The following is a 9,314-nucleotide window of genomic DNA, read 5'->3' as shown; positions in this document are numbered from 1 at the left end:
GTCACAGATTTTTATTACCATAAAAAAAGGAGAAAGTAGTTAACTACTTTCTCCTTAAGTCGGGGTGGCAGGACGAATCCATTACCCTTCAAATATCTATTAATCAATAAATTGACTTCTTTGTTGAAGAACTACTCACCGTTTTCCTCACATATAATTTGTGATTCGATGGTGCAAATATAGCCAATTTAACCCAATGGGCAATACATTTTAGGGCTTTTTTCAAAACGATTAATATAACTTCAATTGGATTTTTAAAAAATATCTTACATGAATGTAATATATAACTGGTAACCATTTAGTAACATATTTCCTTATAGATCTTTAGTCAATAAAAAGTATAGTACTCAATCACTATACTTTCAAAGATTTTATATTTGTTAGAGTATTTACAAATTCAATCCACTATTTTTTTAATTCTGATTTTATTATATTGCTGTAAAAAGATTGGAATAAGGTTGTATAAAAAATTTGCTGCTAAAATAGAAAATCCCAAAAGAAAATGTTCATTGAAAAAACCATAAATGGTCGTCAATAGAAAAAAGAGCAGACAGATCCAATGGTAGCGTTCATACATGGCAATTGTTTTCAAATAGTCCCTCGCTTTAGCTTTACCCTTTATTGACGGGGCTCCGAGCCCGTTTGTTCGGGAATTGACTATATCTCCATTTTGAACAAATTTTCTGATGAATTTTATCCCATATTTTTCATAAACCTTTTTATCTGCACTTAACGTAAACTTACTTAATATCTTCCCTGGAAGAGCCCCAAAAAATAACGCTACGCCAAGAAATACATAAAAGTAAATATTGTCTATTCCTTCCTGAAACCAAAACCAAAATACAGGAGAAAAACAGAGTGCCGTCCAGAAAAAATTTATAATCTGATTTAATATATCTCGTTTATATGGTTTTTTCGTATTTCGCATAGATTTCTATTCGCCGGGTTTTGCTGTTTCCCTGATTTCAACACTTGTGTTTTGACCATTTAGTATTGGACATTTCCTAGCTATTTTAGTTGCTTCGTCTAAGTTTTCAGCCAGGATAATTATATAGCCCGCTACCGATACATCATCAGCAATATAAGGTTGATGAATAACTCTGTCATTGGGTTTTAGGACTCTTCCATCTTTTGAAAAGTGATTTCCACCATCGGCGAGCATACCTCTCTCTGCGATATCGTTGATCCACACCATCCACTGTTTCATGTAAATTTCCATTTGCTCTTTTGAAGGCTGTGCTTCTGCGCTCTTTATGTCCATTCGGAACAATAAAACAAATTCTTTCATATTATTGATTATTTAATGATATTGATTTCTTATTAAGCCATTTGGTCAACACAATTCCCATAAATGTCATTTTCATTAACCAATCGCCAGCATGCACAGCACCTAACTGCCATTGCATGTGATCCCATAAAACTGCTCCCGCCATTCCAACAGCATGAAAGGAAATCCACAATAGAAAAACCAGCTTTAATGTGTCTTTATATTGTGATAAATTCAATAGCAGAATTAATTTCGCCAGCACATATGCAACAATCAATTCTCTTAAGGGAGCAAACGCCATCGTCCATCTGGGTATTTCGGGGTTTGGCGGGTTTCGGTATGTCTCCCATATTTCGCCGAAAACCATCGGGCTGTACCAAATTCCACTGAGAACCAATGCTATCAGTCCCGTTGCGATTATTGTCCAATAATTGTGTTGTGTGAGTTTTTCCATTGCATTGCGTTTTGTAAATGCAAAAATGCTTAGTCTTACACATATTGCTATTGACATAGGTCAAAATCGTTCTATTTTGATTTAAGCCTACTTAAAGTTTCCTCCCGGATATCCAGATAAGACGCCAATATCTTGTTGGATACCTGTTGAACTAAGGCAGGATTTTCATTCAAAATAATTTCATATCGTTGCTTCGCTGTTAGGGTTACCCTTTGCTCAATTTTCCTGTTTTGAAACGAATAAGCCATTTCCAAAATCCGCTGATAAAAATTTCTCCAATTATCCATTTGGCTATTCAGACGATAAAAATCCGCATGACTGATTGCTAAAAGCTCGGTATCTTCAAGCGCTTCTATCATTTCTATGGAGGGCTTTTGAGAAATGAAACTTGTTAAAGCTGTTCCAATATGATTATCGAGCATAATGTATCTTGTCTTTTCATGCCCGTTTTTATCTACAAAAAATATACGTACACAACCGGTTTTCACAAAGTAAAATTCTTTGCAAATGCTTCCCTCATGTAATAAAACATCATTTTTGCTGACGCATTTTCGCTTAAAACAACTTAATATTCTAACCAGCTGGTTTTCGTCAAAGTCGGAAAACATTTTGAGCACTGATTGTAACTTCTCTGACATTTCTCTTTGTTATAAGATGGTTAACATGATGGATGTCATTGGCCTTTTGTAGCGCTTTTCGTTGTCGGTTCATAGTAAAGCATTACGGCTCCATTGCCGAATATTTTTGTTTTATTGAGTTTAAAAACAGTTCTGTCTATGTCTTCAAACAACGGCAAACCGCCTCCTGCCACCATAGGGTGTATACAGAGCTGGTACTGGTCAATCAAATCAAGTTTCATCAGTTGTAATATCAGGCTTCGGCTACCAATAAGGATGTCTTTCCCCGTTTGCTGTTTAAGCTTTAATATCTCTTTTTCTATATTTTGATCCGCCAACCTTGCACTTTTCCAGTCTACGCTTTCGAGGGTTCTGGAAAAAACAATTTTTGGGATATTATCTATAACCGCGGCAAAGTCGTCCATTGATTTTTCGCCGGAGGGTTTTTCAACTAAAGTCCGCCAAAATTCCATAAGCTGATACGTTACCCTCCCAAACAGAATAGCATCCGCATGGCGCAGTAAATCTGTGTAATGTTGATGTATTTCATCATCAGGAATTCCTGCAGTATGGTCGCAAACACCGTCTAGTGTCGTATTGATTGTTGCAATTACTTTTCTCATCGTATTTTATTTACATGTTTTTCATTTATTTTGCTGTGTTTCACTTTCGAAATCAGATTTCTTTTCTTAAAATGGCAAATCCCAAAGTACCGATGAGTTATCGTTTTATTGCTTCCGACAGAGAGCCAACGAAATTGATCTGTCGGCCTTTGTTGCTTTCATAAATGAAGTCCGTTAAACTTTGGGGTTCACATTTTGAAAAATCACCTATAATGATTAAAGGCATTCGGTACTGAGCAAATTTTTGGAGTATCTCACCTGCAAGTTTGGTTTTTAAATCAAAAAAATCGAGCGTAATGTTCTTTTCATGAATAAGAATCTTATCAAATCCCTGATAGTAAAGATCGCCCAATAGATCCAATCCGTCTTTGACAGATCTTAAAATAATTTCGTCAGAAATAATTTCAGCTATTTTTAAACTGTTGGTATGGTGTGTTTCAATTGTCATTGTCAGATCAATTTTTTAAATGGTTCGTATCTGTACCGCTTACTAAGCTATATCGATTAACTCAACAATTTGATCCTCAGAAAATTTGAATATGGATCTTCCGCTTAAATCAATTTGCTCGCCTTTTTTTAATCCGTTGGGAAGATCAGAAGCTAAAGTTGCAATGTAATCTATTTCAATTTCGGTGGTATCGCCCTTATGCTTGAAAGATTTTATGGTTTGCAGCCGGCTTTCAAAATAGGATTTTGCCTGGTCAGCTTGTTTTCTAAACGCTTCAATCCCGTTTAACACCATCGTAACCTCATCATTATTGATGTTTTTAAAAATGATAGCTTCGTTAAAATCCCGGACCATCTTGTCAATGTCGAATGCATTATAGCCGTCAACATAATTTTTTATAATTTCTTCACGTTTTGTCATTGTTCGGTCTTAAATTAATTTGCCAGAAAACCTCATAAATCTTTTTCTAACAGTACATTGTTTTCCATCGTTCCTACTATTCTGAAACCTAGTTTTTCGGCGAAATTTAATGCGTTTATATTTTCAGCGGTTGTATTCGCTACGACTTTGTTTATTGCATATTCCCGCTGTGCATAGGGGATCAATAAGAGAAAGGCTGTTGCCATCAAACCTTTTCCCCAATAGTCGGGAAGCAGGGAGCCGCCGATTTCAATTTCGTTCCTCAGTTTGTCCCAATGGTGCAATGCGCAATCTCCAATGATTTTTTCTGGGTTTACGGTGGTGCGTATTGTGAAAATATCATTGCATTGTGAAATGATATTTTCAGTAAACTCGAAAGCTGCTCTGCTGTTCTCCTTTGATTCGACTTTTTCACTTTCCTGCCCGTCTTTTTGGAAATACAAACTGTGAAATGCAATAGCATCTTTTTCAGTTAGCCGTTTTAATAGTAGCTTTTGGTTGCTTATATCAGTAAATTCAATGGCCATGCAAGCGTATATTTAGTTATTTAGTCCATTTTTATCTGATCTAACTAAGGCGCCTAGTTTTTCGGGTGCGACTTCGCAGCACGCCGTTGCCAAAACTTCAACGAAAAGCTCCCAACTTACCATTTCGAGCTCTATTATAGTCCAGCCCTGCTTGCCCCACTTGTTTTTAACCGGATAAATGGCAGATTTATCTGCGGAAGAAAAAATATCCTGATCTATTTCTGATAACTTGACGGTAACTCTTTTTAGCTTATCATCATACGTTGCAAATATTTTTTTCTTCACCCTGAAAGAAGTCTTTTCGAAGTGGGGCTCTTCCGTCGTTTCGGGAAAGGAAAGTGCCAGTTTCAGCAATTTTTCAACTGTTACCATAACTAATTATTTTTTTTACCGGGGTCAAATGGGTCAGTACACACAACCATTCGTCACCGTCTTTTTTGTACACATCTGTAATCCATTCATCAGCTTCCATTGGTTCTCCTTGCCAGGTTCCGGTATTTTGCCCCCGGCCAGTTACCAGTGCTACACCTCCGTACATTTTTACCCGCAACACTTCTTTGCTCATCGCCCAATGGGATAGCAACCCTTGTTTCAGAACTTCAAAAAACCGCTCTTGTGGTATAATTCCACCTTGACTGTCTACCAACACCCAATCGGATGTGATACATTTTTTTATTTCTGCGATGTCATTTGTGACAACCGCCCGGTTGAAGTTGTCTTCAATGTGTTGAAATTCCTTAATTAGATCTATTTCATTCATATTTCAATCTTTTATTAGGATAAGGGAAAGCCCGATGTTATCAGGACTTTCCCTAACTGTTTTTTGCTTACATTATTTTTCCAAATTGTTTTCAGCAAAATATTTCATTGCTTTCTGCAAGAACAGCGGAAATTCAGGTTGCGGATTTCCGTCTGTAACATTAGCTAAATAGCGCTCGTCATTTACTAAAAGATCACCAAGCCCCGCATAAGCACAAGCTTTTTGATCTGGCACAACTGAATTGCCCCAAAATTTGCTAATTATCCCATAATGCCTTGCAATCTGTTGCTGTACGATGTCCGATTCCGGACAGTCGTTTCTCAGTGCAAATAGTTCGCTGAAAACGTTTTCCATTTCCTTTTGAAGCGCTTCAACACCCGCCTTGCCAAGCTTCATTAGCTCTTTTTCAGATTGTTCAACGGTTTGTGCGCCGTACTTGTTAATTGCTTCTTTCCTGTAGGCCGTTCCAACTTCTTTGGGAAAACCTTTATACAATTCTTCTGGATCTTTCATCATTTCTCCTTTTTTAAGATTATTAATAGTGATGTCGATCGTTTTCAATAAGTCAGAAATCCTTCTTTTACGGTTGAGCAGTGCCGACTTGTGCTGCATCAGCGCTTTAACCAGATCGTAGTCAGGCTCGTCCATCATTTCTACAATATCCTTGAGTGGAAAGTCCAGTTCACGGAAAAACAGAATTTGCTGCAAGCGCAATAACTCGTCATTTCCATAAAGCCTGTACTTCTTCTCGGTTCTTACTGATGGACGGAGCAAGCCGATTTGATCATAATAATGAAGTGTGCGTACGCTCACACCCGATATTTCCGCCAATTTTTTAACTGTAAGAGTTTTCATTCTTTCTTATTATTTATCGACTGTACAAAGGTATGATATGACGTAACGTTAGGGTCAAATTTTTTTTGAAATTATTTTTAAATTTAATTATAAACAACTGAAAATTAGATAAATAATCTTTACATCTGTCGCTAAGCACATACTTTTGGTATCGTTGGTCGCAGCAATTTTCTCATTAAATGTCAAGAATTTTCTAAGATATCTTTCGTTGTTTGCTCACCAAGTTGCTGGGCTAATCCAATCAGAAGCCCTTCTGTTCCTCTTATATAACATAGCCGATAGACGTTCTGGTAGTTTACCACTTCTCCAACGAGTTCAGCACCGAGTTTCAAAAGTCTGAATAACAGTTCTTCAATATTATTGACCCTGAACATAATACGGAGATAGCCAAGTGAATTAACTGGTGCTGTCCTGTGGTCTGAAATTGTTGCAGGAGTAAGAAATTTTGAAAGTTCTAGGCGACTGTGACCATCGGGTGTCACCATCATCGCAATTTCCACAGATTGATTTCCAAGTCCAGTTACACGGCCAGCCCATTCATCTTCAACTATCATACGCCCTTCCAGTGTAAGCCCTATTTCTGTAAAAAAACCAATTGCTTTATCAAGATTTTCTACAACGATACCAACGTTGTTCATTTCTAATAATTTACTCTTCATCCTATTTTTATTTTAAATTTTAAGATTGCTGTTAACAGTATACTATTTTTGTTAACGCACCTCCTGTCTAAATAAGACCGCAATTCTTCTTGTTGCGAAATTCGAAATAGCTTGGTGAATTAATGTTTCATGGTTTTCCTGTGGTAAAAAAATCAATGTGATATTTTCATCCATTTTTTTGATATCTTTTAATCAGACTTGGTAATCCGTCTTCAATTTTATTGATTTTTTTGTCTTTTGGCTCCCATTTTTAATCGATTATCAAGGAATTGAAACTGCCACCCTTCTCATGTCAAATTTATTTATAATCACTCCTGGGGCTGCCCAATCAATCGTAGGAGGCAAAACAGATTTAGCTTGATCCGCATTCTCAAATAGAATAAATCCAAAACCTTCGTCATTGACCGGATCTACCCAATACCCCGCGATAAAACCCGGTGCACTTTTGACCTTGGGTAATATACTATTCGTGAAAGTGGTTGCTGCTTCTGAAGCAAATTGAGGGTTTATTGTTAATTGAATTAGAATTGCATACATTGATTTTAATTTAAGTTTTTTTATGTTATTATTCAGTAGGCTTATTTATAATCACTAACATTCCTTAGTTTCCGAATAAACATGTTGTTTAAGTAAAAAAAGGCTTCCATTTAGGTTTAATCCTATTTAGTTAAAATCATGGGTAAAAAAGTCTAAATGAATTGAAAACCGCCTGATGCATTATTGTTGCGTGGTTTTCCAGTGGCAAATAATCAAAGTAAACGTTCACATTCCTGTTTTTCAGGTTTTTGATTTTATCAGCTAGAACATTTGCATCTACTTCCATTACCCAGGGAATTTTAGTGGGAGCCAAACCTTCTTTTCCAACTCCGATATAAATATCTTTGTGTTCAAAACGAGCAAGAGGTTGGTTTAATAACGACCCATTATCCCACCACAAACTGGGGCTGACGATGATATACTTGTTAAAAAGTTCCGGTTTTTTAAACAGGATTTCAGTTGCCAAAAGCCCGCCTAACGATTGCCCGATAATGGTTTTTGAAGAACTGGTCTTATACTTTTCCTGTATATACGGTTGCAGCTCTTTTTCAATGAACGATATAAATCTGTTGGAATGCCCTGAGGTCGGATTTGCACTTTTATCTTCAGTTACATTTGTAGGGAATGTGAAATCCCTTCTCCTGTCCACCGTTGCGATACCAACTACTATTGATTTTGGAGCTTGGTTAACCCATTCAAAACTATTGAACTGCACAAGCCCTACGATATGGATAAAATCCTCATCTGCTGAACCGTCAAGTAAATAAATGACAGGGTAACGTATCGTATCTTTCGGGTTGTAGCCTTCCGGCAGATAGATATTCAATATCCTTTTTTCATTCAGTTCGTTTGACTGTATTTCATCAATCACACCGAGAATAAAGGGTTTGACAACACCTGTTTGTTCGGGTATTGGCTTCTGTCCAAAAGTTAATGATGCATAAAAGACTACAAATAAGAAGATTAGTGAAATTTTCATCTGTAACTTTTTATTCAATAAGATTTTTTAATCCGTCTACGACTATCTTCCAATTTTCGGAAGAATGTTTTGCTTTCTCCTCATCATAGTTTGATTGCGAAATGATTAGCTCAGTTCCGCTTTCAGTTGGAGTTACTTCATAAGAAACCAAAAGATAGTTTTCGGGCTTATCGTCCAATCCGCTCCAACTGCTTAAATAACTATACGAAAGTTTCTCGTTGGGCGAATAATCCAGAACCACGCCTTTGTCTATGTAGGTCGTTCCCTCATATTCCCCTGTCCACAGGATTTTACTGCCAACATTCCAATCCGTTTCCTGGTTCGAGCCGAAAAAATATTGCTTTACCATTTCGGGATTGGTCAATGCCTCCCATACTTTATCAACTGGTGCTTTGATAATGGTCTGATACTTTGATTGATGATTTGTTTGCATATCAATTTCATTTAATTTGTTATTTCTATCCTTTTTAAGGTTGTGAGTTACGATAACCACTTAGCTGTTGTTAGTGGGTCGTTGTTCCTTCTTTTATTTTTTAAACACGAATGTTTGTTTAATGTCGTCAGCCAATTCATATAGCCCATTCGCAAATGCGTGGTCTGTTCCTTTCAAAACTCTTACGGTTGAATTGGGAAAAGCTTTTTTATAGAAATTCAAATGGTTGAAAGGGACAATTGCATCGTCATTACATTGATAGAGAAATATCCTTTTTATTTGTTTGAGTTCCACTTCAAAGTTTTCCTTCAGTTCAAAGTCGTTCACGTCCCAGCCATTCTTTCCCCAAAGAGGTGTCGCAACTAAATGCAGTGATGAAATCAAAACATTTGGTTTTTCTTCTGAAATAAATTTTAGTAACATTGAACCTCCTAATGAATGTCCAATTAGGATAGTTGGTTGGTCTGACTTCTTAAACTCTTTCGTGAAAAGATTTTTCCACATTTGATAGGTTGGAGCTTCTGGGTCATCAATAATCGGGTAAAGAATTTCAAATTCGTCTCCCAATTCATTCTTTAGGTACTCTACTAAGTCAAAACTACCTTGTCCTTTACTTCCCTGTCCACCACCGCTATGAGCGAATAATATTTTTATTGGTTCCATTTAGCTTTATAAGTTTATAAAGTGTCTTGCTTTTTCAAATTCATTAGTTTTGATAACTGCGGTCATCATTCC

Annotated in this window: 16 protein-coding genes; all 16 read right to left on the bottom strand. The window is 36.7% G+C overall.

What is annotated here, in order from left to right; all coding sequences use genetic code 11:
* Window positions 1–397 precede the first annotated feature (397 nt).
* The gene (locus tag AC6CHH_RS05120; protein WP_276346082.1) at window positions 398–928 is read right to left on the bottom strand and encodes a glycosyl-4,4'-diaponeurosporenoate acyltransferase CrtO family protein; all 531 of its coding nucleotides are present in this window, start codon (window positions 926–928) and stop codon (window positions 398–400) included.
* A 6-nt stretch (window positions 929–934) separates the two neighbouring features.
* On the bottom strand, window positions 935–1,261 hold the full coding sequence (locus tag AC6CHH_RS05115) for a YciI family protein (RefSeq protein ID WP_165894352.1): 327 nt from the start codon (window positions 1,259–1,261) through the stop codon (window positions 935–937).
* A 28-nt stretch (window positions 1,262–1,289) separates the two neighbouring features.
* Window positions 1,290–1,721 (bottom strand): DUF1761 domain-containing protein, encoded by a 432-nt coding sequence (locus AC6CHH_RS05110; RefSeq protein WP_498280387.1) that lies wholly within the window; start codon window positions 1,719–1,721, stop codon window positions 1,290–1,292.
* Window positions 1,722–1,792: 71 nt separating this feature from the next.
* Window positions 1,793–2,359: a Crp/Fnr family transcriptional regulator gene (locus AC6CHH_RS05105; RefSeq protein WP_065719268.1), complete on the bottom strand. Its 567-nt coding sequence runs from the start codon at window positions 2,357–2,359 to the stop codon at window positions 1,793–1,795.
* Between the two features lie 35 nt (window positions 2,360–2,394).
* The gene (locus tag AC6CHH_RS05100) at window positions 2,395–2,961 is read right to left on the bottom strand and encodes a dihydrofolate reductase family protein (RefSeq protein WP_065719267.1); all 567 of its coding nucleotides are present in this window, start codon (window positions 2,959–2,961) and stop codon (window positions 2,395–2,397) included.
* A gap of 97 nt (window positions 2,962–3,058) precedes the next feature.
* Window positions 3,059–3,409, bottom strand: coding sequence for a DUF4180 domain-containing protein (locus AC6CHH_RS05095; RefSeq protein WP_498280385.1), 351 nt, complete (start codon window positions 3,407–3,409; stop codon window positions 3,059–3,061).
* A gap of 42 nt (window positions 3,410–3,451) precedes the next feature.
* Window positions 3,452–3,829, bottom strand: a complete 378-nt coding sequence (locus tag AC6CHH_RS05090; protein ID WP_065719265.1) for a nuclear transport factor 2 family protein — start codon at window positions 3,827–3,829, stop codon at window positions 3,452–3,454.
* Window positions 3,830–3,861: 32 nt separating this feature from the next.
* On the bottom strand, window positions 3,862–4,356 hold the full coding sequence (locus AC6CHH_RS05085; RefSeq protein WP_080779274.1) for a GNAT family N-acetyltransferase: 495 nt from the start codon (window positions 4,354–4,356) through the stop codon (window positions 3,862–3,864).
* 12 nt (window positions 4,357–4,368) lie between these two features.
* Window positions 4,369–4,728, bottom strand: a complete 360-nt coding sequence (locus AC6CHH_RS05080; protein WP_498280383.1) for an MmcQ/YjbR family DNA-binding protein — start codon at window positions 4,726–4,728, stop codon at window positions 4,369–4,371.
* The gene (locus AC6CHH_RS05075) at window positions 4,715–5,116 is read right to left on the bottom strand and encodes a nuclear transport factor 2 family protein (protein WP_498280381.1); all 402 of its coding nucleotides are present in this window, start codon (window positions 5,114–5,116) and stop codon (window positions 4,715–4,717) included. The genes AC6CHH_RS05080 and AC6CHH_RS05075 overlap by 14 nt, the downstream gene beginning before the upstream one ends.
* Before the next feature lie 72 nt (window positions 5,117–5,188).
* Window positions 5,189–5,971 (bottom strand): MerR family transcriptional regulator, encoded by a 783-nt coding sequence (locus AC6CHH_RS05070; protein WP_498280379.1) that lies wholly within the window; start codon window positions 5,969–5,971, stop codon window positions 5,189–5,191.
* Window positions 5,972–6,153: 182 nt separating this feature from the next.
* Window positions 6,154–6,630 carry a VOC family protein gene (locus AC6CHH_RS05065; RefSeq protein ID WP_498280377.1) on the bottom strand — a complete coding sequence of 159 codons (477 nt, stop codon included), beginning with the start codon at window positions 6,628–6,630 and terminating at the stop codon, window positions 6,154–6,156.
* A gap of 261 nt (window positions 6,631–6,891) precedes the next feature.
* Entirely contained in the window at window positions 6,892–7,167 is a 276-nt protein-coding gene (locus AC6CHH_RS05060) for a hypothetical protein (protein ID WP_080779279.1), read from the bottom strand.
* Window positions 7,168–7,303: 136 nt separating this feature from the next.
* Window positions 7,304–8,146, bottom strand: coding sequence for an alpha/beta hydrolase (locus tag AC6CHH_RS05055; protein ID WP_498280375.1), 843 nt, complete (start codon window positions 8,144–8,146; stop codon window positions 7,304–7,306).
* 10 nt (window positions 8,147–8,156) lie between these two features.
* Window positions 8,157–8,579 (bottom strand): SRPBCC family protein, encoded by a 423-nt coding sequence (locus AC6CHH_RS05050; RefSeq protein ID WP_498280373.1) that lies wholly within the window; start codon window positions 8,577–8,579, stop codon window positions 8,157–8,159.
* 93 nt (window positions 8,580–8,672) lie between these two features.
* Window positions 8,673–9,242 (bottom strand): alpha/beta hydrolase, encoded by a 570-nt coding sequence (locus tag AC6CHH_RS05045; RefSeq protein WP_498280371.1) that lies wholly within the window; start codon window positions 9,240–9,242, stop codon window positions 8,673–8,675.
* Window positions 9,243–9,314 lie beyond the last annotated feature (72 nt).

The sequence above is a fragment of the Sphingobacterium sp. GQ94 genome, from assembly GCF_059758715.1.
Note: the sequence above shows the minus strand (reverse complement) of the source record. Positions and strands in the feature narration are given on the sequence as shown.

Bases quoted from the DNA above. Each gene is read 5' to 3' on its own strand.
- AC6CHH_RS05120 (WP_276346082.1), bottom strand. From the start codon at position 928: ATGCGAAATACGAAAAAACCATATAAACGAGATATATTAAATCAGATT.
- AC6CHH_RS05115 (WP_165894352.1), bottom strand. From the start codon at position 1,261: ATGGACATAAAGAGCGCAGAAGCACAGCCTTCAAAAGAGCAAATGGAA.
- AC6CHH_RS05110 (WP_498280387.1), bottom strand. From the start codon at position 1,721: ATGGAAAAACTCACACAACACAATTATTGGACAATAATCGCAACGGGA.
- AC6CHH_RS05105 (WP_065719268.1), bottom strand. From the start codon at position 2,359: ATGTCAGAGAAGTTACAATCAGTGCTCAAAATGTTTTCCGACTTTGAC.
- AC6CHH_RS05100 (WP_065719267.1), bottom strand. From the start codon at position 2,961: ATGAGAAAAGTAATTGCAACAATCAATACGACACTAGACGGTGTTTGC.
- AC6CHH_RS05095 (WP_498280385.1), bottom strand. From the start codon at position 3,409: ATGACAATTGAAACACACCATACCAACAGTTTAAAAATAGCTGAAATT.
- AC6CHH_RS05090 (WP_065719265.1), bottom strand. From the start codon at position 3,829: ATGACAAAACGTGAAGAAATTATAAAAAATTATGTTGACGGCTATAAT.
- AC6CHH_RS05085 (WP_080779274.1), bottom strand. From the start codon at position 4,356: ATGGCCATTGAATTTACTGATATAAGCAACCAAAAGCTACTATTAAAA.
- AC6CHH_RS05080 (WP_498280383.1), bottom strand. From the start codon at position 4,728: ATGGTAACAGTTGAAAAATTGCTGAAACTGGCACTTTCCTTTCCCGAA.
- AC6CHH_RS05075 (WP_498280381.1), bottom strand. From the start codon at position 5,116: ATGAATGAAATAGATCTAATTAAGGAATTTCAACACATTGAAGACAAC.
- AC6CHH_RS05070 (WP_498280379.1), bottom strand. From the start codon at position 5,971: ATGAAAACTCTTACAGTTAAAAAATTGGCGGAAATATCGGGTGTGAGC.
- AC6CHH_RS05065 (WP_498280377.1), bottom strand. From the start codon at position 6,630: ATGAAGAGTAAATTATTAGAAATGAACAACGTTGGTATCGTTGTAGAA.
- AC6CHH_RS05060 (WP_080779279.1), bottom strand. From the start codon at position 7,167: ATGTATGCAATTCTAATTCAATTAACAATAAACCCTCAATTTGCTTCA.
- AC6CHH_RS05055 (WP_498280375.1), bottom strand. From the start codon at position 8,146: ATGAAAATTTCACTAATCTTCTTATTTGTAGTCTTTTATGCATCATTA.
- AC6CHH_RS05050 (WP_498280373.1), bottom strand. From the start codon at position 8,579: ATGCAAACAAATCATCAATCAAAGTATCAGACCATTATCAAAGCACCA.
- AC6CHH_RS05045 (WP_498280371.1), bottom strand. From the start codon at position 9,242: ATGGAACCAATAAAAATATTATTCGCTCATAGCGGTGGTGGACAGGGA.